This window comes from Bradyrhizobium sp. sBnM-33, from assembly GCF_032917945.1.
Lineage (GTDB): Bacteria > Pseudomonadota > Alphaproteobacteria > Rhizobiales > Xanthobacteraceae > Bradyrhizobium.
On sequence record NZ_CP136624.1, the window covers coordinates 3,525,788 to 3,544,857 of the forward strand.

Here is a 19,070-nt window from a genome sequence, read left to right on the forward strand (position 1 = left end):
GTTCCGAGCGACCCAGGGGTCGTTGCAAAAATGCAACTGGCTCCCCAGATGAAGCCAAAGCGGGCGAATTGCCCTAAGCTTCAGAGAACCGAATTCCCGTGAAGGAGACGTGACGGATGCGCGACCCCTACGAGGTCTTGGGGGTGCCGCGAGGCGCCAGCGCGACGGCGATCAAGAGTGCCTACCGCAAGCTCGCCAAGAAGCATCACCCCGACAACAACAAGAACGATCCGAAGGCTGCGGCGCGATTTTCCGAGATCAACGCGGCCAACGAGATCATCGGCGACGAAGACAAGCGCAAGCAGTTTGATCGCGGCGAGATCGATGCCGAGGGCAAGCCGCGCTTCCAGGGTTTTCCTGGTGGCGGCTTTTCCGGCGACGCGCGCGGCCGAGCCGGTGGAGGCGGTTTCGAATCCTACACTTTCCGCAGCGGCGGCGGTCCCGGCGGCATGGGTGGCGCGGGCTTCGAGGACATCCTCAACAGCATGTTCGGCGGCGCCGCCAGGAGCGGACGTGCCGGCGGCGGCCGCACCTTTGAATTCGACACCGGCGGAATCGGCCTCGATCTCGATCTGAACGTCGCCATGACGGTGTCGCTGGAAGAGTCGGTCAAGGGCGGGGAAAAGCGCGTCCGTTTGCCGACCGGCAAGGAGCTCAACGTCAAGATCCCCGCAGGCGTCACCGCCGGTCAGCAGATCCGGCTAAAAGGGCAGGGCGAAACCACGCCGGGCCACCCACCGGGTGATCTCCTGATTACGGTCAGCATCGCGCCGCATCCCTTCTTTAAGGTCGATGGCAGCGATTTGCGCCTGGATCTGCCCATCACGCTCTATGAGGCGGTGTTGGGCGGCAAGGTCCGCGTGCCCACCCTGGGTGGCGCGGTCGAGCTCTCGATCCCGAAAAATACCTCGAGCGGTCGTACCTTCCGCCTCAAGGGCAAGGGCCTGCCCAAGCCCGGGGAAACCGGGGACCTGTTCGTCACCACCCGAATTATTTTGCCGGACGGGAACGACAGCGAGCTTGAGGCATTGATGCACAAGTGGCGCAATGGCCACCCCTACAATCCGCGCAGCGATTTCGGCTGATTCGGCCGGGTTCGCGGCGCAGATTTTGCGTGGAATTGATAGCGGGGTTCCGAGCAGGAGTTTCCCAAAAAGCGCACTTCTTTCCAGGAAACAAAGGGTTTCCCGGAAAAAGGGGCGGCCTCGAAAGGGGGACCAGCGCGGTACCAAACCCCGATCGAGGCCGCTTGCGCCGATCGGCGGATCGAGCGCTACTCATTTTCGCGTGATCACCCGGTGCATTAATGAGACGCGCTGGTGGTTTGATTCCAGATTTTCGATGTCAGAATTTGGACAAGCCGCCTGATGTTGCCAATCTGCCGCATCATGTTGCCTATCCGCCGCTTTTCTCCAGCTGATCGTAGACGGCCTGGGCGATTGGCGTCAGCCGCTCACGGTCAATGCCACTCGACACCACCGCATAGGCAACGCCGTCATCGGCCCAGAACAGCGAGTTCTCCTTGCCTTGCGCCTGATATCGCATCTGCGTCGCTTCGGCGTCCGACTTCGCAGTGTAGATCGTAATGCGTTCGCCCGATGCGCTCTCGTACATCATGAAGGATGCGGGACCCGCGGGACCCGGCAACAGCCGACCGCCGACGAGCTTCAGACCGACCGCCGTCAATTCGGGCGCGCGGACGACCCAGCCGCAGCGCTTGGTCAGCCACTTCTGGAGATGGGCGCGTTCGCTGCCAGGCACTTCGACGGGATGGCGGACCTCCACCACGTAAAGCCGATGCGCATCGAGCGCCTCCGCCGTGAAACTCTGGATCGCCGAGGGCGCAGCGGAAGCGCCGCGCGCTAGCCAGCCGACGCCGCCGCCGACGATGAATGCCGCCAGCGCGGCTGCGATCGCGCCGTACACCCATTTGCGCGGCTGTCGTACCAGCCGTTCGATCTCGAGCCGTTTCGGCACCGCCTCGTCGACAACCGAATCGTACCTGGTATGCAGCGCTTCCGCCATCGTGCGCCACGACCGCACCCGCGCGGCATCGTCGGGATGCGCAGCGAGCCACGCCTCGACATCGCCGCGGCGTTCCGCCGGCAACTCGTCGTCGACGTAAGCATGCAGCTCGTCTTCGGTGACGGGGATGTTGGGATCGGTCATTGTCGTCGTCTCTGTCTATTCGAAACCTGTCGATGCATAACGCCTGCCATCACGCTTGATCATTTCACCCGCCGCAGCGCCGCGCGCTCGCCTTCGAGCGAAGCCTTGACGTGCGCGCGTGCGCGGGCAAGCCGGGACATTACGGTGCCGATCGGCACGCCCTGGATGTCGGCGACTTCGCGGTAGCTCAGCCCTTCCAGCATCACCAGCAGCAGCACCGAGCGCTGCTCTTCTACCAGCGTCGAAAGCGCGCGCGCGATGTCGCGGCCTTCCGCCTCGGTCCCGCTGGCGTCCGGGTTGTTGTCGAGCAGCGGCATGAATTGCGGCCGCCGCGCCAGCGACCGTCGCCGGTTCTTGTTGAGGTTGGTCAGGATCGTGTAGAGCCAACTCCTGACGTCGCCGCCGAGAAACAACCGTTCCGAACGCAACGCACGCACCAGCGTGTCCTGCACCAGGTCATCGGCGATATCGGCATCGCGCGCGAGCGCGCGGGCATAGCGGCGGAGCGCCGGTATCATGGCTTCGACACTTTGACGAAACGCGGTCATCGGCACCAGGTTACAAAAAGGGTTGTCCGGCGTGAACGCCATATTCAACATAACACCCAATCGAGGCCTCTATTCCGGCCATTGAGGCGCATGAGAAACAGCGTTAATCCGAATGGCGGATTTGGGCTCGACCGCGCTGGAGCGCTGGTGTACCTCCAAGTCCCATATCGAGCTCGATTGGAAACCGGATGTCGCAAAAATCAGGTCTGATGCAGGGCAAGCGCGGGGTGATCCTCGGCGTTGCCAACAACCGCTCGATTGCCTGGGGCATCGCCAAGGCATGCCACGACGCAGGCGCGGAAATCGCGCTCACCTGGCAGGGCGATGCGCTGAAGAAACGGGTCGAACCGCTGGCCAAGGAGCTGAACGGCCTCCTGCTGGGCCATTGCGACGTCACCGATGCCGCGACGATCGATGCGGTGTTCGATGTGCTCCGCGAAAAGTGGGGCAAGATCGATTTCGTGGTCCACGCCATCGCCTTCGCCGACAAGGATCAACTCGACGGCCGCTATCTGGAGACGACGCAGGATAATTTCTCGAGGAGCATGCTGATCTCCTGCTATTCGCTGACTGCGATCACGCAGCGCGCCGAGAAGCTGATGACCGACGGCGGCTCGATCCTGACGCTGACCTATTACGGCGCCGAGAAATGGATGCCGCATTACAACGTCATGGGGGTTGCGAAGGCCGCGCTGGAAGCCAGCGTGCGCTATCTCGCCGCCGATCTCGGCGAGAAGAACATCCGCGTTAACGCGATCTCGGCAGGGCCGATAAAGACGCTGGCGGCGTCCGGCATCGGTGATTTCCGCTACATTCTGAAGTGGAACGAATACAACGCGCCGCTGCGCCGCACCGTGAGCATCGAGGAAGTCGGCGACGGCGCGCTGTATCTGTTATCGGACCTGTCGCGCGGCGTCACCGGCGAGGTTCATCACGTCGATTCCGGCTATCACGTTGTCGGCATGAAGCGCCCCGACGCGCCCGACATCTCGCTCTCCAATTCGCCAGCTAAGGAATAGCCTGATAGTCCGATGGCTGTGCCCGTGATCTACTACATCCGCCATGGCGAGACGTCGTGGAACGCGGAAGGCAGGCTGCAGGGCGCGCAGGACATTCCACTGAACGACCTTGGCCGCAAGCAGGCGGCCCATGCCGGCAATGTACTCGCCGAGCTTCTCGCGCGCGATGGCCGCGAAAGCTCCGCGCTGCCGTTCGTCGCAAGCCCGCTTACGCGCGCGCGGGCGACGATGGAATTGGTGCGCGGCGTCTTGAAACTCCTGCCGGAAGACTACGCGCTCGATGACCGCCTGCGCGAGATCCGTTACGGCGTCTGGGAGGGCTCGACGCTGGCCGAGATGCAGGCGGCCGATCCCGTGCTGTATGCAAAACGGCTGACCGCCAAGTGGACGATGGCGCCGGAGGGCGGGGAGACCTATGCCGAGGTGCAGCACCGGATGCGCGACTGGTATGATTCCGTGCAGGCGGATACCGTCGCCGTGGCCCATGGCGGCACCGCGCGGGCGCTGATGGTGGCGCTCGGCATCGAGACGCCGGCCAGCGCCGCCGACCTCGTGATCGAGCAGGGCGCGGTCTACGTGTTCCGCGACGGCGGGCTTAAGAAGTATAGTTAAGGGCGGTGTCTGGCCTATCCTCCGTCATGCCCGGGCTTGTCCCGGGCATCCACGTCTTCCTTCGAATGCGCCGCCAAGTAAGACGTGGATGGCCGGGACAAGCCGGGCCATGACGAGGTGATAGGTGATTTGACCAGCCCCCTGCATCGCGTTACCAAACGTTGACAATCAACATTAACGCCAAATGCCGGCACCATGTCCCACAACACCTTCGGCCATCTGTTCCGGGTCACGACCTTCGGCGAAAGCCATGGGGTCGCGATCGGCTGTGTGGTCGACGGCTGTCCGTCGCTGATCCCGCTGACATCAGAGGACATCCAGCACGATCTCGATCGCCGTCGCCCGGGACAGTCGCGCTTCACCACCCAGCGCCAGGAGCCGGACGCGGTCAAGATCCTGTCCGGGGTGATGGCGCATCCCGAAACCGGCGTCCAGGTGACGACGGGAACGCCGATCGCGCTGTTGATCGAGAACACCGACCAGCGCTCCAAGGACTATTCCGAGATCAAGGACAAGTTTCGCCCGGGGCATGCCGACTTCACCTATGAGGCGAAATACGGCCTGCGCGATCATCGCGGCGGCGGCCGTTCGTCGGCGCGCGAGACCGCGACGCGGGTCGCGGCCGGCGCGATAGCGCGCAAAATTCTGCCCGACGTAAAGGTGCGCGGCGCGCTGGTGCAGATGGGCCCGCACAAGATCGACCGCGACAAGTGGGACTGGGACGAGGTTGCGCGCAATCCGTTCTTCTGTCCCGACGAGAACAGCGCGGCGTTCTTCGAGACATATCTCGACGGCATCCGCAAGAGCGGCTCCTCGATCGGCGCGGTCATCGAAGTGGTCGCCGAAGGCGTGCCCCCAGGATGGGGCGCGCCGATCTACGCCAAGCTGGATGCTGATCTGGCGGCGGCCATGATGAGCATCAACGCGGTGAAGGGCGTCGAGATCGGCGCCGGCTTCGGCGCGGCTGAATTGTCCGGAGAGCAAAACGCCGACGAGATGCGCACCGGCAATAACGGCACACGCTTCCTGTCCAACCATGCCGGCGGCGTGCTCGGCGGCATTTCGACCGGCCAGCCGGTGGTGGTGCGCTTTGCGGTGAAGCCGACTTCGTCGATCCTCTCGCCGCGCAAGACGGTGGACCGCGCCGGCGCTGACACCGACATCATGACCAAGGGGCGCCACGACCCCTGCGTCGGCATCCGCGCGGTGCCGGTCGGCGAGGCGATGATGGCCTGCGTGCTGGCGGATCATTTCCTGCGCCATCGCGGGCAGGTCGGCGGGTAGGGTCCCGCCTTCTCTCACAGCATGGTGTCTGCGATCTTCTCCGCCACCATTAGGACCGGGAAATTGGTGTTGGCGCATGGCACCACCGGGAAGATCGAAGCGTCGACCACGCGCAAGCCCTGCACTCCCTTGACGCGGCCTTGCGTATCGACGACCGCCATCGGATCGTCCGGCCGGCCCATCCGGCATGAGCAGGAGGCATGCCACACGCCGATCGCCGCCTTGCGCACGAAGGCTTCGAGCGCCTCGTCGTCGCTCATGACCTGCTCGAACGTAAAACCTTCGACGATGAAGTTGTCGATTATGTAATGGCGCAGCGCCGCCGGCCCGTCCATCAGCGTTGCGGCAATGGCGGTGAGAACCTTGTTCTTCGTGTTAACGACGCCGATCTTGCGGACGCGGTCGGAATACGAGGCCGGGAATGGCTTATCGGTGACTGCCTTGAGCGGCGCGCTCATCTGCAGCGCCGCCATCCTGCGAAAACCGCTCATGAGGCGGTCGAGATCGCGCCTGTCGGATAGCAGGTTGAACTCGACAATCGGTTCTATCCGCGGGTCGCGCGAAGCGAGTTTGACCTGACCGGTCTCCGAGTAGGTCTTGTTGACGAAGGTGAGCAGCGAGGCGATCTGCTCCCCGACCGAATGCCAAGCCGACTTGGTGAGGACGGCCACGAACATGTCGCCGGCTGGTGTGCCCGGAAGCCCCGAGGAGTAGCGCAGCCCCATCTGGATGTGGCGCCTGGTGTGCTCGTTCATGCGCGCGCCACGGCGGACATAGGACGACAACGCGATTGAGGGATGATCCATCAGCCCCTGGCCGACGCCCGCAAGGCCCATCAGGACCGGAATGCCCATCTCCTTCAGATGCCCGACCGGTCCAATGCCTGCGCGCAATAGATGCGCCGGCGAATGGATAGCACCGCAGGAGAGGATGACTTCGCGACCGCGGAACTCCTGTTCCCGGCCATCGACCAGCGCCTTCACGCCGACGCATTGCGTGCCCTCGAACAGCAGCTCCTTGACCTCTGTGTTGGGCGATATGGTCAGGTTGGCGCGCTTGCGCGTCTCGCGATCGAGATAGCCCATCGCGGCCGAGACGCGTTGTTCGTCCTGGTTGGAGTGTGTCACCGGGAAGTAGCCATCGACGAACTCGCCATTCTGGTCGGGCAGGAACGCAAAACCGGCGAGTTTGCAGGCCTCGCCCATAGCTTGTGAGTGCCGCGTCCAGTGCTGGTGCGGAATGCGGCGGACGGGGATACGCCCGTCCTTGCCGTGGAACGGCCCGTCGAAATCGAGGTCGCGCTCGACCTTCTTGAAATAGGGCAGCACGTCCTTCCAGTTCCAGCCTGCGGCGCCGCGGGCCTCCCACTCCGCGTAGTCGGTCGGCGCGCCGCGGTTTGCCATCTGGCCATTGATGGAGGATCCGCCACCCAGCACGCGCGCCTGCTCGTACTTGCGCAGCGGCGGTCGGCTCTCATCGGGGTTGTTATGGCTGACGACCTGGGTTGTGACCTTGAGTTCGGTCCAGTGGAAGCGCGGATCGAAATATGCCAGTCCCGAATAGCTGTCGCGGATCTCGGGCGGCTCGTTGCCTGGCGGCGTGTCCTGGCCCGCTTCGCAGAGCAGAACTTTGTTGGTGCTCCTGGCGGAGAGCCGGTGGGCCATGACCGAGCCCGCTGATCCGCCGCCGACGATGATAGTGTCGTACACTTTGACGTTTCCTCTTGTTTTGCATCGTAAAGCTAGCTCAGCGTCGTCGCCGGGTCACGCCGGCTGTCGTTGCGAGCGCGCTTGACGCGCGCTGCAGTTGCGCGGCAAATACCTGCGCATGAACGCCTCCGAACTGCAGAAGCTGACCGACTGGCTGATCGACGGCGGGAGATCCGCGGCCAGCCCCAAGAGCTTCATGGCCGAGACCTGCGAACGGATGGTCGCGGCGGGCCTGCCGCTTTGGCGTGTCGGCGTCTTCGTTCGAACCCTGCATCCCGACATTTACGGCCGCAGTTTCATCTGGAAGCCGGGCACCGACGTCGAGGTCGGCACGGTCGATCACAAGATTCTGGATTCACCGGATTTTCACAACAGCCCCATCATCATCGTGTTCCAGCAGGGACAGGAAGTCCGGGCCCGTGCGGACGACCCGCAGAGCGCGCGCTTTCCGATCGTCGAGGAGCTGCGCGCCGAAGGCGTCACCGATTACATCGCGCTGCCGCTGTTTTTTACCGACGGAACCATTCACGCCTCAAGCTGGACCACGAAGCAATCAGGCGGTTTCACCGATGAGCAGTTGGCGGCCTTGCGTGGGCTGAACACGCCGCTGTCGCGGGTCATAGAGATCATCAACTGGCGCCGCATGGCCGCGAACCTCTTGGATACCTATGTCGGCAACCGTGCCGGCGAGCGGATTCTCGGCGGCCAGATCAGGCGCGGCCACACCGAGACGATGAACGCCGCGATCTGGCTGTCCGATCTGCGTGGCTTCACGGCGCTGTCGGACCGGCTGCCGGCCGAGGCCGTCGTGGACATCCTGAACCGCTATTTCGATTGCCAGGTCGCGGCGATCAAGAAGCATGGCGGCGACGTGCTCAAATACATGGGTGACGGGCTGCTCGCGGTATTTCCGATCGACGAATATGTGGGCGACGAGCAGAAGGTCTGCTCGCATGTGGTGGAGGCCGCCCACGAATCCCGCGCCAGCGTGGCCGAGCTGAATTATCCGATTGGAGACACGATCGAACGTTTTCGCTTCGGCCTTGCCCTGCATGTCGGGCGAATTCTTTACGGCAATATCGGCGGCGGCAATCGGCTCGACTTCACCTGCATCGGCCCCGCGGTCAATCTCGCCGCGCGGCTGGAAAAGATCGCCAGCCAGCTCGGCCGCACCGTCGTCGCCTCCGAAGGCTTTGCCGGAATTTGCCGCGGCGGCTGGAGCGAGCTGGGCGAGTTTCCGGTTGCCGGTTTCTCAAAGGCGGCACGCGTCTACGGCCTGGCCGACGAAAAATCGGCGGCCTAAGGAATCCGTAGATGGGGTAACGGGCCGGCCGAACCAGCCGCACGCTCGCTACGGCGCGATTTGGAAGCGCGCTCGCGTGCGGCTTTGCCGGGAGGCGGTCGTCCCACAGACTGATGGTGTCAATAACCGGAGTCGGGCGAGCCCGCTCCAAGCATCATCGAGGGACGACCATGTACCACTATGCCGGAATCGACGTGTCTTTGAAAAGCTCGACCATTTGCGTGGTCGATGGCGCGGGCAAGATTTTGCGGGAGGCGAAGGTGGCGAGCGAGCCGGAGGCCCTGATCGCCTGGTTTCGGTCGTTGGGGCTTTCGCTCGAGCGGATCGGCCTGGAGGCAGGTCCTCTGTCGCAATGGCTTTACGCGGCGCTGCGCGAAGCGAAGTTTGCGGTCGAGCTTTTGGAGACGCGGCACGTCCGCGATGCCTTCAAATCGATGCCGGTGAAGTCGGACCGCAATGATGCCCGCGGGATCGCGCAACTGATGCGGCTGGGCTGGTTCCGCCCGGTGCACTGCAAGTCGATCGAAGCGCAGGAGACGCGTGCGGTTCTGACGGCGCGCAAACTGCTGCAGTCGAAGCTGCGCGACGTCGAGAACAGTCTGCGTGGCGTGCTCCGGGGCTTTGGCCTGAAGGTCGGCAAGACCACCGAATGCACGTTCGCCAGCCGTATCCGGGAGCTGGTCGCCGGCCATCCTGGACTGGAGCTGGTGGCAAAGGCGCTGCTCGAAGCCCATGCCGTGCTGCGGCGCGAGTTCAGCAGCCTGGACAAGCGAACCCAGAAGCTCGCCCGATCGCATCCGCCGGCCAGGCTTCTGATGACAACGCCGTCAGTCGGTCCGATCGTCGCTCTCACCTATGCCGCTGCGATCGATGATCCGAAGCGATTCCGCGCATCCAAGGCCACAGGCGCGCACTTCGGACTGACCCCGAAGAAACATCAGTCGGGGCAAAAAGACTACACCGGCCGCATCAGCAAGATTGGCGATGCCTCGGTGCGGGAGGCACTCCACCAGGCCGCTCACGTCATGCTGACCAAACCGATCAAGGGCTGCTCGGCGCTGAAGAGCTGGGCGATGCGGATCGCCAAACGCGCGGGCATGCGCAAGGCCAAGGTGGCGCTGGCGCGCAAGCTTGCCGTCATCCTGCACCGCATGCTTGCCGACGCCAAACCGTTCAACCCGATGGCCAAGGCCACCGCAACCTAAGCAAGGAGCATCGATCGATTCCGGGCGGGCCAAGACACCAGGCTCTCCCCGAGCGAAGTCCCTCGCCGGGACGATGGATCCGGTCAGGCCGCCATCCGGGAAGTCGGCTCACAACCACGCACCCCGTAGATTGGCCGGCCGGTTCCTCATGCACCCCAGAAGGTGACGGCCTCAGCGCCGATCCCGTACAGAAGCAAGTGCCCGGCAAGTGGACCAAGCAAGAGGGATTGACAAACCAAGGCCCGTTACAGAAGCCCGGATGGAGCGAAGCGCAATCCGGGATTTGCGCCGCGGCCCGAGCTGTCCCCGGATTACGCTGCGCTCCATCCGGGCTACGAGTAGCGTGCTACACTTGTGGCTCTGCCTGATCCCCGTAGCTCGGATGGAGCGCAGCGCAATCCGGTGTAGACTGGCACCATGGTGCACTATCGGCGTAATTTCGTCCCCGGTGGGACGTTTTTCTTCATAGTCACGCTGGATGACCGAAGGTCATCCGCGCTGATTGATCATATCGCGCTGCTACGGGCGGCATTTCGGAAGACGCGGAACGAACGGGCTTTTGTGACCGAGGCCATCGTCATTCTCCCGGACCACTTACATGCAATACTAACTTTGCCGCCCGGCGACTCGGACTTTTCGGATAGGTGGCGACGGATCAAGGGAAGCTTTACGCGAGGCGTCATCGCGACAGGCGCTCAAATTTCGCGCGACCATCGCGGAGAATACTCTCTCTGGCAGAAACGCTTTTGGGAGCACACCATACGTGATGCACGGGATTTCGAGCGCTGCGCCGACTACGTGCATTTTAATCCCGTCAAGCATCAGCTAGCAGCATCTCCGTCCGATTGGCCATTTTCTTCGCTGCATCGCTACGTCCGTGCGGGCATTTTGCCTCCGGATTGGGGCGGCGACGGGAGTACCGATACGATCAATTTCGGTGAGCGGAAAGACTGACCCGGATTGCGCTTCGCTCCATCCGGGCTACGGGCCGGGCGCGTTACTCCTCCGGCTCGGTCGTGAACAGGAGCGGATAACCCTTGGCGCGGCCGGCGTCGGTGGCGCGGGTCGCCTTGGTCTCGGCGACGTCCTTGGTGAACACGGCAACCACGCAGACGCCGCGGCGGTGCGCTGTGATCATCACCTTATGGGCCTGGTCCTCGCTCATGCGGAATTCGGCCTTCAGCACCGTGACGACGAATTCGCGCGGCGTGTAGTCGTCATTGATCAGGATGACCTTGTGCAGGCGCGGCCGTTCGACCTTGGTTTTGACCTGGGTTTTTGGCGTGACAACGGTATCTGCCATTTCCAGCTAAGTCCCGAAGCGAACGAACTCAGACGGTCCGGCAGTGCTCAGTTGGCGCGGCAATCCGACAAGCGCTGGGCCATCGTCCGATCGCCGCGGCTGACGGCCGTCTCGATCAGTTTACAGGCTCCGGGCCGGTCCTGAAACTGGGGGTTTGCCGAGAGTTTCAGCTCTCAGGGCTGCCATCGCTCGCGGCTGGGGGCGTAACCATGATCGTTACCAATGCGGCCCTTCGTAGCGGCCGCGTCGCATCTGTCGCGCCTGGCGTTCTAATCGTTCAAAATCTGATACCGGCAGGCGAGCCGCGGGATGGAACCTGCCGGCACGCGGGCTGTGGAGGAAGCCTGATCCTAACCCGAATGTGAAGGATAAATGATTTCAGCGCTTTGCGTCGACAGCTTTGCATGTCACCATTGCTGTCGTTCGACGGGAGGGCCGCAATGCGCTGGTATGTCTCGATCGGGGTCGTGCTTGTAGCCGGCGTACTCGCGGGCGGCGACGTGGCAGGTGTTGCCGCGCCGAACCCAACGAACCGGCCGGGCCACCAATTGAACGCCCACAGCCGCCAACTGTCCGACAAGGACGCCAATCCGACCGTCGACGTCGAACTCGTCCTTGCCGTCGACGTCTCCTACTCAATGGACATGGATGAACTGGCGCTGCAGCGGGAGGGCTACGCGCAGGCGATCGTCTCCAAGGAATTTTTGCAGGCACTCAAGAGCGGGCCGAACGGCAGGATCGCGATCACCTATTTCGAGTGGGCGGCATCAACCGACCAGAAGATCATCATCCCGTGGCGCGTGATCGACGGACCCGAGACGGCCGACGCCGTCGCCAACGAGATCGTCAAGACCCCGATCCGCCGGGCATCGCGCACTTCGATTTCGGGTGCGATCAACTTCGCAATGCCGCTGTTCGACGAGAGCCCGCATCGCGGTTTGCGGCGGGTGATCGACATCTCGGGCGATGGCCCGAACAACAACGGCGCGCCGGTCCTCATCGCGCGCGATGCCGCGTTGGAAAAGGGCATCGTCATCAATGGCCTGCCAATCATGGTGAAGGAACCGTCTTACTCCACCATGGATATCGACAATCTCGATTTCTATTACGAGGACTGCGTCATCGGCGGCCCCGGCTCGTTCGTGGTGACGATCAAGGAACGCGACAAGTTCAAGGAAGCGATCCGCACCAAGCTGCTGCTCGAGATCGCCGGCCGCACGCCCGAACGCCCGGTGGTGCCTGCAGCGGGCAGGGAGCCGCGCGTCAATTGCATGATAGGCGAGAAGATCTGGCAGGACAGGTGGGGGCGGTGATTGTTTCGTAGCCCGGATGGAGCGACGCGAAATCCGGGAACATGGTCGCCATCTGCACCACCCCCGGATTGCGCTGCGCTCCATCCGGGCTACGGGCTACGAGTTCACCTTTTAAATCTCGCCACTAATTCCACATGCGGCGTGTGGCGGAACTGGTCGACTGGCGTGACGCCTTCTATTTTAAAGCCGCCCTCGATCAAGATCTTCGCATCGCGCGCGAATGTCGTGACGTTACACGATACTGCAACCACCGTCGTTACCTTGCTCGCCGCAATCTGCGTCACCTGCGCTTGCGCGCCCTGCCGCGGAGGATCGAACACCACCGTATCGTAGTCGCGCAATTCCTGCGGCATCACCGGACGGCGAAACAGGTCGCGCGGCTCGGCCTTGACCGGCTTCAGGCCAGATGTGGACGTCGCAGCCTTCTGCAGCGCCGCGATCGCCGCCCTGTCGCTGTCGAAGGCGGCGACCTTCGCTTTCGCCGCAAGCCGCAGCGCAAAGGGACCGACGCCGCAGAACAGGTCGGCGATCTGCTTGGCTCGCTTGCAATGTTCGGAAACGAGCGCAGCCAGCGCCTCCTCGCCCGCCACTGTGGCCTGCAGGAAGGAGCCGGGCGGCAGCGTCACCTGTGCGGTGCCCATCGAAACGACAGGCGGCGTTCGCATCAGCACCAGCTCGCCATGGCGCGTCAGGCGGGCCAGCCGGTGTTGTTCGGCGATGCGCGACAGCCGCGCGACCACGGCTGACGATACCGGCCCGGAGCCGCGCACATCGACGTCGAGTCCGCTATTGGTCGCGGTGATCTGGATGTCGAGCGGCTTGCCCATCGCGATCAACGGCTCGGCGATGGCCCAGGCGGCCTCGATCGCGCCGCTCAATTGCGGATCCAGGATCGGGCAGCGGTCGATCGGAATGATGTCGTGCGAACCCGCTGCTGCATAGCCGACCTTGAGCACATCGTGCGTTCCGATTCGGCCGTGCAGGGTAATGCGCCGGCGGCCCGCGCCATGGGCGTCGACGAGGGCTGCGACATCGCAATCGATTCCCGCCTGCGAAAGCGTCGTCACCACCAACTCGCGCTTCCAGCCGCGATAGGGCTCGGCGTCCCAGTGCTGGATCGCACAGCCGCCGCAGACGCCGAAATGCGGACAAAACGGTGCGACACGCTCGACGCTCGCTGTCTCGACCTTGAGCAATCGCCGGCGGTCGGGATGGTGGCCTGGAACCGGACCGGCCTCTATTGTTTCGCCGCCGAGCGTGTACGGCACATAGATGTTGCCGCCACCTGATATGGCGACGCCGTCGCCGTGATGGCCGACATGGTCGATGACGAGGCGTTCGCTTTCAGCCACGGCGCGCGCCCATGAAGAACTCGATATTGCCATCGCCGCCTTTGATCGACGACGGAAACACTTGGATGTCGGTGCAGCCGAGCGAGGCGGCGAACGCCGAGATGTCGTCGCAGATCGCCTGATGCACCATCGCGTTGCGGATGATGCCGTGCTTGGAGTGCTTTCGTTCCGCCTCGAACTGCGGCTTGATCAGCGCGAGCAGATGCGTCGGGGCTGCGGCCAGCGACAGCGCCACCGGCAGCACCGCCTTCAAGGAAATGAAGCTGACGTCGATCACGACGACATCCGGCCGGGCGGGCAGGCGCTTGCCCTCGAACTGGCGAATGTCGGTTTCTTCCATCGACACGACTCTGGGATGGCTCTGCAGCGAGGGATGCAACTGGCCGCGCCCGACATCGATGGCGAAGACGAGGCTCGCGCCGTTCGCCAGCAGCACTTCGGTGAAGCCGCCGGTGGAGGCGCCGACATCGAGGCAGACATGACCCTCGATCTCGATCGGATACTGCTCCAGCGCGCCCGCGAGCTTGACGCCGCCGCGTGAGACGTAGGGGTGCGCGGGCTGGGCGGACAATTCGGCATTGGCGGCGATCATGTCCGATGCCTTCAGCACGGGCCTGCCGTCGGCCGTCACGCCGCCGGCCTCGATCGCGGCGCGTGCGCGGGCGCGGCTTTCGAACAGGCCGCGCTCGACCAGAAGCACGTCCACGCGCTTGCGGGGAGAGGTTTCGCTGTCGCTCTTGTCCGTCAAGTTCAGTCCGATTTGCCGGTGGCGCGATCCGCCGCCAGAGCGACGCAGACCTCGAATGAGGTGAGATCGTGCCAGATATCTTGCGGCCGCTGCCGCGGCGTCACCAGTCTAGCACCATGCAGATCGAGCGCGTGGATCATCATGAGATTGTCGGGCAGGCCGAAATCTTCCACCGTCAGCCCGTCGCCGTCGATCAGTTGGCCGGTGGCGGATTTGGTCACGTGGTAGTTCCGCTTTACGCGCTCAATATAGGCTGCGGGATCGTTGCTGTAGGCCAGGCAGAGCTTGCCACGGCCGGCCATGTAGCCGAGTTCATAGACGGTTCCGGCGTCGGCACTGGGGCCGCGAAACGGCGTAAGATTGGCAATGATCGCATCCGCCGCATCCATCATCGCTTCATTGCCCTTGAAGATCGAAAGCGACGCGTCGGCGGCGGCAAGGTCGACGGCATTATCGAGCGGACAAAGACCGATCAGGCCATGGCGGGCGCAGATCGCGGCCTTGCGGCGCCCGATCTCGATTGCATCGGGCAGGAACACATCGGGACCTGCCAGATAGATCTTCATGGGATTACCTGCGCCGGGAAGCAATGAGAGCAGTCGAACAGCTAACCACGGCGGGACGGGGCTCCCTCTCCCGCGTGCGGGGGAGGGCTGGGGTGGGGGTGCCGCCGCGAATCACACTGTTCGTGTGGATGGAGCTTCCCCGCCCGGACCGCATCTTTCGATGCGATCCGACCTAAGAGCGAGCTTCGCTCGCATCGACCCCGCGAGCGGGAGAGGTGGAACGAGGCCGCGGTAAGACCGATTACACCAACGGAGCCTGCCCTCAGGCGAGCTTGACCGTCTCCGTCTTGTAGTCCTTGCCGAGCGCATCGAACACCTTGGCAACAATGCCCTTGGCGTCGAGGCCGGCATGGGCGTACATCGCGTTCGGGGTATCGTGGTCGATGAACTCGTCGGGCAGGATCATCGCGCGCATCCGCAAGCCGCCGTCGAGCATGCCATGTTCGGCCAAGGTCTGCATGACGTGCGAGCCGAAGCCGCCGATCGAGCCTTCCTCGATGGTGAGCAGCACCTCGTGATCGCGCGCCAGCTTCAGCACCAGATCGACGTCGAGCGGCTTCATGAAGCGCGCATCGGCGATGGTGGTGGAAAGGCCGTGGGCGGCGAGTTCGTCCGCCGCCTTCTCGCATTCGGCCAGACGCGTGCCGAACGAGAGCAAGGCGATCTTGTTGCCCTGGCGGACGATGCGGCCCTTACCGACTTCGAGGGGAACGCCGAATTCGGGCATTTCGACGCCGCGGCCTTCGCCGCGCGGATAGCGCACCGCGCTCGGGCGGTCGTTGATCGCAACCTGCGTGGCGACCATGTGCACCAGTTCGGCCTCGTCTGAGGCCGCCATGATGACGAAGTTCGGCAGGCAGCCCAGATAGGCGTTGTCGAACGAACCGGCGTGGGTGGCGCCGTCGGCGCCGACCAGGCCGGCGCGGTCGATCGCGAAGCGGACCGGCAGGCTCTGGATCGCGACGTCATGGACCACCTGGTCGTAGCCGCGCTGCAGGAAGGTCGAGTAGATCGCGCAGAACGGCTTGTAGCCTTCGGTGGCGAGCCCCGCCGCAAACGTCACCGCATGCTGCTCGGCAATGCCGACGTCGAAGGTGCGCTCCGGGAATGACTTGTTGAAGATGTCGACGCCGGTACCCGACGGCATCGCGGCGGTGATGGCGACGATCTTGTCGTCTTTCTCGGCTTCCTTGACCAGGCTCTGGCCGAACACGTTCTGGTAGGCCGGCGCGTTCGGCTTGGCCTTGGCTTGGGCGCCGGTCGCCACGTCGAACTTGACCACGGCGTGATACTTGTCGGCGGAAGCTTCCGCGGGGGCGTAGCCCTTGCCCTTTTGCGTTACGACGTGCACCAGGATCGGGCCGGTTTCCATGTCGCGGACGTTCTTGAGGACCGGGAGCAGATGGTCGAGGTTATGGCCGTCGATCGGGCCGACGTAATAGAAGCCGAGTTCCTCGAACAGCGTGCCGCCGTCCATCATGAAGCCGCGGGAATATTCCTCGACGCGGTTGGCGCGGTTGGCGAGGATTTTCGGCAGGCGCTTGTTGATCTGTTTGGCCGCATCGCGCAGCGTGCGGTACGTCTTGCCGGAGTAGAGGCGGGACAGATACGCGCTCATCGCGCCGACCGGCGGCGCAATCGACATGTCGTTGTCGTTAAGGATGACGATCAGACGCGAGTTCATTGCGCCCGCATTGTTCATGGCCTCATAGGCCATGCCGGCTGACATCGCGCCGTCACCGATCACGGCGATAACGTTGTTCTTGCCGCCGGAGAGGTCGCGCGCCACGGCCATGCCGAGGCCGGCGGAGATCGAGGTCGAGGAGTGCGCGGCGCCGAACGGGTCGTAGTCGCTCTCGGTGCGCTTGGTGAAGCCGGAGAGGCCGCCGCCGGTGCGCAGCGTGCGGATGCGGTCGCGGCGGCCGGTCAGGATCTTGTGCGGGTAGGCCTGGTGGCCGACGTCCCAGATCAGGCGGTCGCGCGGGGTGTCGAAGATGTAGTGGATCGCGGTGGTCAGTTCCACGACGCCGAGGCCGGCGCCGAAGTGGCCGCCGGTCACCGAGACGGCATCGATGGTTTCCTGGCGGAGCTCGTCCGCGACCTGCCGCACCTGCTCGATCTTGAGCTTGCGTAGATCATCGGGCGTGCGGATGGTATCGAGAAGCGGCGTTTTACTAAATGTGGTCACAGCGATATTCCAATTTTGCATGTCGGGATAAAGGCCCGACGCGAGACGGGAAGCGCGTTAACCGCGCCGCGAAAATCCGGGCCCACCTGCCAGTCCGGCAGGCCGGTACCTGATTTGAAAGCCTAGATGCACTCCGGTTTGAACCATGTGATATGCATCACTTAGTCGCTTCTAACCCTTCCCGGTTCAGTTTCTTTTGATATTTGAGGTGCTTGCAGCCGGCCGAAACCCGCCGCGGGCGGCTCTCCCCAACCCATAGAACCGCAAGCTTTACACCAAAGCCGCCGCCAAAGCCAACCCGGAGAGCCGATTCGGTTCCGGGGTGACGAGGCAAAAAGCCTCGATCCTTCAACCGCTGCGGCGGACGGACGGTTCCAATTTGCTCAAATCGGCGGCACTTGTGGCCGCGGCACTGGCTGCTTCGATCCTCTTCCAGGCCCGATCGCGCGCTCCGGAATCGCCGGTAGCCACATCAAGCGCGGCGTCGGGGGCGGCGATCCGCGCGCTGAGCGGGACCGGCCCGCAGACGATCATGAAGAAGTCGTAGGCGTTGGGCAGCTCATTGGCCATCACGAACTGGAAATGCACGCGGAAGAACTGCCAGCGGAATTTCTTGTAGTGCTCGGGCCGGATGATGTCGCGGAAGCGAACCGGCACGATCTTCGGGTTTCGCCTGGCGGACCCGACGTCGATGCCGTGGCTCGTGACCGGATCGAACTGGTAGAAGTTCATCACGTCCTTGCGGGCCTGACAGTCGATCCAGTCGATCGACGGCTCGACTGCCAGCATCCGCAGATGCTCGCGAAACTCCTTGGATGCGGCGTGATAGCCAACGATCGGGAAATTGCCGCCGATCGTCAGCAGCACGACCCGAGGCCCGTGATGGCCGAGCGCGGGATCGAGCTTCAGTGCGCGTGCCAGCATTTCCGTCGACAGGAACGATCCGGAACTATGGCCGACGATGACGATCTCGTCGGCGTCGGTGTTCTTGGCGACATTGACGAGGTGCTGCGCAAAACGGCCGATGCGCTGGTCCCATTCGGGGCGCTCGCGGTGCGAGAACTCCCAGGTCCAGATCGTGTCGCACAGGAGATAGAGCACGTAAGTGGCGTTCTCGGTGTATTTCAGCATGGCCCCGAGCAGCGCCACAAAGATGGCGGCGGCGGTCGCGATGCTGAATGCGTCGGGAATGCCGATCGCGTTCAGGCCCTTCTCGAATACGAAAGCGATGGCTGCAGCACCGATGGCTTCGAGTAGCAGGATCAGGTGCGGATAGGTGATGAACGTGGCAAAGCGCCAGTTCGCCTTGCCGAAGCGGGCGATGGTACCGGCGAAGACGAGACGCCAGTAGATCCAGACCGCGCTGAACACCGTGCGCCAGATCGGCGACGCCAGGTCTTGCTGGATGAAATCCTCGAACCGGAGGAAGTCGTAGGACGTGCGTGTCTGCCAGTCCTCAGCCTTGGTGTCGATGATCCATGAGGCGATCTCGTTGTCGGATGCCACCTTTGGGCGGCTGATGGTGGTTTCGAGCTGATAAAGCCGGCCGAACTTGCGCAGCTCGGTCCGGAACATGCGGTAATATTGCGCCAGCCCGCGCGGATCGTAACCCTGAATATAGATGATATGACGGTGCTGGACGCGCACGTAGTGTCCCCAAGTGTCGGCGGACTATATCAGGCTGTGCCGGGGGCAAAGAACTAATTCGGCTGGCCCGCCTGCCACGGCCGGGAGTGCGGAATTCGCCCAAT

General features: G+C 63.5%; 17 protein-coding genes. 8 read left to right on the top strand and 9 right to left on the bottom strand.

Annotation, left to right across the window (positions count from 1 at the left end; genetic code table 11):
• Positions 1–116 precede the first annotated feature (116 nt).
• On the top strand, positions 117–1,085 hold the full coding sequence (locus tag RX328_RS16160; protein WP_213251468.1) for a DnaJ C-terminal domain-containing protein: 969 nt from the start codon (positions 117–119) through the stop codon (positions 1,083–1,085).
• A gap of 310 nt (positions 1,086–1,395) precedes the next feature.
• On the opposite strand, the gene RX328_RS16165 is transcribed toward RX328_RS16160, so the two are convergent.
• Positions 1,396–2,169, bottom strand: coding sequence for an anti-sigma factor family protein (locus RX328_RS16165; protein WP_213251467.1), 774 nt, complete (start codon positions 2,167–2,169; stop codon positions 1,396–1,398).
• Between the two features lie 59 nt (positions 2,170–2,228).
• The gene (locus RX328_RS16170) at positions 2,229–2,717 is read right to left on the bottom strand and encodes an RNA polymerase sigma factor (RefSeq protein WP_057843379.1); all 489 of its coding nucleotides are present in this window, start codon (positions 2,715–2,717) and stop codon (positions 2,229–2,231) included.
• A gap of 188 nt (positions 2,718–2,905) precedes the next feature.
• Between RX328_RS16170 and fabI the strand changes: the two genes are divergently transcribed.
• From fabI to aroC, 3 genes are all read left to right on the top strand, one after another.
• Positions 2,906–3,736 carry an enoyl-ACP reductase FabI gene (fabI, locus tag RX328_RS16175; protein ID WP_213251466.1) on the top strand — a complete coding sequence of 277 codons (831 nt, stop codon included), beginning with the start codon at positions 2,906–2,908 and terminating at the stop codon, positions 3,734–3,736.
• Positions 3,737–3,748: 12 nt separating this feature from the next.
• Entirely contained in the window at positions 3,749–4,348 is a 600-nt protein-coding gene (locus RX328_RS16180) for a histidine phosphatase family protein (protein WP_213251465.1), read from the top strand.
• A 195-nt stretch (positions 4,349–4,543) separates the two neighbouring features.
• A complete protein-coding gene (gene aroC / locus RX328_RS16185) occupies positions 4,544–5,632 on the top strand; it encodes a chorismate synthase (protein ID WP_213251464.1) in 1,089 nt (362 codons plus the stop codon).
• Between the two features lie 14 nt (positions 5,633–5,646).
• On the opposite strand, the gene RX328_RS16190 is transcribed toward aroC, so the two are convergent.
• Entirely contained in the window at positions 5,647–7,341 is a 1,695-nt protein-coding gene (locus RX328_RS16190) for a GMC family oxidoreductase (protein ID WP_213251463.1), read from the bottom strand.
• A gap of 118 nt (positions 7,342–7,459) precedes the next feature.
• On the opposite strand from RX328_RS16190, the gene RX328_RS16195 reads away from it, so the two are divergent.
• The 3 genes from RX328_RS16195 (at position 7,460) to RX328_RS16205 (ending at position 10,803) form a co-directional block, all read left to right on the top strand.
• Complete coding sequence (locus RX328_RS16195) at positions 7,460–8,644, top strand: adenylate/guanylate cyclase domain-containing protein (RefSeq protein WP_213251462.1); 1,185 nt, start codon at positions 7,460–7,462, stop codon at positions 8,642–8,644.
• Between the two features lie 170 nt (positions 8,645–8,814).
• Entirely contained in the window at positions 8,815–9,849 is a 1,035-nt protein-coding gene (locus tag RX328_RS16200) for an IS110 family transposase (protein ID WP_317258590.1), read from the top strand.
• A 417-nt stretch (positions 9,850–10,266) separates the two neighbouring features.
• Positions 10,267–10,803 (top strand): REP-associated tyrosine transposase, encoded by a 537-nt coding sequence (locus tag RX328_RS16205; RefSeq protein WP_213256091.1) that lies wholly within the window; start codon positions 10,267–10,269, stop codon positions 10,801–10,803.
• A 43-nt stretch (positions 10,804–10,846) separates the two neighbouring features.
• On the opposite strand, the gene clpS is transcribed toward RX328_RS16205, so the two are convergent.
• Positions 10,847–11,152, bottom strand: coding sequence for an ATP-dependent Clp protease adapter ClpS (gene clpS / locus RX328_RS16210; RefSeq protein WP_213256089.1), 306 nt, complete (start codon positions 11,150–11,152; stop codon positions 10,847–10,849).
• Between the two features lie 440 nt (positions 11,153–11,592).
• Here clpS and RX328_RS16215 point away from each other — a divergent pair, with 440 nt between their 5' ends.
• Positions 11,593–12,465, top strand: coding sequence for a DUF1194 domain-containing protein (locus RX328_RS16215; RefSeq protein WP_213256087.1), 873 nt, complete (start codon positions 11,593–11,595; stop codon positions 12,463–12,465).
• Positions 12,466–12,569: 104 nt separating this feature from the next.
• Here RX328_RS16215 and RX328_RS16220 read toward each other — a convergent pair whose 3' ends face one another.
• The 5 genes from RX328_RS16220 to RX328_RS16240 form a co-directional block, all read right to left on the bottom strand.
• A complete protein-coding gene (locus tag RX328_RS16220; protein ID WP_312018124.1) occupies positions 12,570–13,817 on the bottom strand; it encodes a class I SAM-dependent RNA methyltransferase in 1,248 nt (415 codons plus the stop codon).
• Positions 13,810–14,565 carry a TlyA family RNA methyltransferase gene (locus RX328_RS16225; protein WP_213256083.1) on the bottom strand — a complete coding sequence of 252 codons (756 nt, stop codon included), beginning with the start codon at positions 14,563–14,565 and terminating at the stop codon, positions 13,810–13,812. Before RX328_RS16225 ends, RX328_RS16220 begins: the two co-directional genes overlap by 8 nt.
• A gap of 2 nt (positions 14,566–14,567) precedes the next feature.
• On the bottom strand, positions 14,568–15,131 hold the full coding sequence (locus RX328_RS16230) for a nucleoside 2-deoxyribosyltransferase (RefSeq protein WP_213256081.1): 564 nt from the start codon (positions 15,129–15,131) through the stop codon (positions 14,568–14,570).
• Positions 15,132–15,393: 262 nt separating this feature from the next.
• The gene (gene dxs, locus RX328_RS16235; RefSeq protein WP_213256079.1) at positions 15,394–17,340 is read right to left on the bottom strand and encodes a 1-deoxy-D-xylulose-5-phosphate synthase; all 1,947 of its coding nucleotides are present in this window, start codon (positions 17,338–17,340) and stop codon (positions 15,394–15,396) included.
• Between the two features lie 327 nt (positions 17,341–17,667).
• Positions 17,668–18,966, bottom strand: coding sequence for a hypothetical protein (locus tag RX328_RS16240; protein WP_213256077.1), 1,299 nt, complete (start codon positions 18,964–18,966; stop codon positions 17,668–17,670).
• Positions 18,967–19,070: the final 104 nt, after the last annotated feature.

What these genes read in the sequence shown, in the direction of transcription:
- RX328_RS16215 (WP_213256087.1), top strand. Translation starts at nt 11,593, where the DNA reads ATGCGCTGGTATGTCTCGATCGGGGTCGTGCTTGTAGCCGGCGTACTC.
- RX328_RS16205 (WP_213256091.1), top strand. Translation starts at nt 10,267, where the DNA reads ATGGTGCACTATCGGCGTAATTTCGTCCCCGGTGGGACGTTTTTCTTC.
- aroC (WP_213251464.1), top strand. Translation starts at nt 4,544, where the DNA reads ATGTCCCACAACACCTTCGGCCATCTGTTCCGGGTCACGACCTTCGGC.
- clpS (WP_213256089.1), bottom strand. Translation starts at nt 11,152, where the DNA reads ATGGCAGATACCGTTGTCACGCCAAAAACCCAGGTCAAAACCAAGGTC.
- RX328_RS16195 (WP_213251462.1), top strand. Translation starts at nt 7,460, where the DNA reads ATGAACGCCTCCGAACTGCAGAAGCTGACCGACTGGCTGATCGACGGC.
- RX328_RS16165 (WP_213251467.1), bottom strand. Translation starts at nt 2,169, where the DNA reads ATGACCGATCCCAACATCCCCGTCACCGAAGACGAGCTGCATGCTTAC.
- RX328_RS16200 (WP_317258590.1), top strand. Translation starts at nt 8,815, where the DNA reads ATGTACCACTATGCCGGAATCGACGTGTCTTTGAAAAGCTCGACCATT.
- RX328_RS16160 (WP_213251468.1), top strand. Translation starts at nt 117, where the DNA reads ATGCGCGACCCCTACGAGGTCTTGGGGGTGCCGCGAGGCGCCAGCGCG.
- fabI (WP_213251466.1), top strand. Translation starts at nt 2,906, where the DNA reads ATGTCGCAAAAATCAGGTCTGATGCAGGGCAAGCGCGGGGTGATCCTC.
- RX328_RS16180 (WP_213251465.1), top strand. Translation starts at nt 3,749, where the DNA reads ATGGCTGTGCCCGTGATCTACTACATCCGCCATGGCGAGACGTCGTGG.
- RX328_RS16230 (WP_213256081.1), bottom strand. Translation starts at nt 15,131, where the DNA reads ATGAAGATCTATCTGGCAGGTCCCGATGTGTTCCTGCCCGATGCAATC.
- RX328_RS16170 (WP_057843379.1), bottom strand. Translation starts at nt 2,717, where the DNA reads ATGACCGCGTTTCGTCAAAGTGTCGAAGCCATGATACCGGCGCTCCGC.
- dxs (WP_213256079.1), bottom strand. Translation starts at nt 17,340, where the DNA reads ATGCAAAATTGGAATATCGCTGTGACCACATTTAGTAAAACGCCGCTT.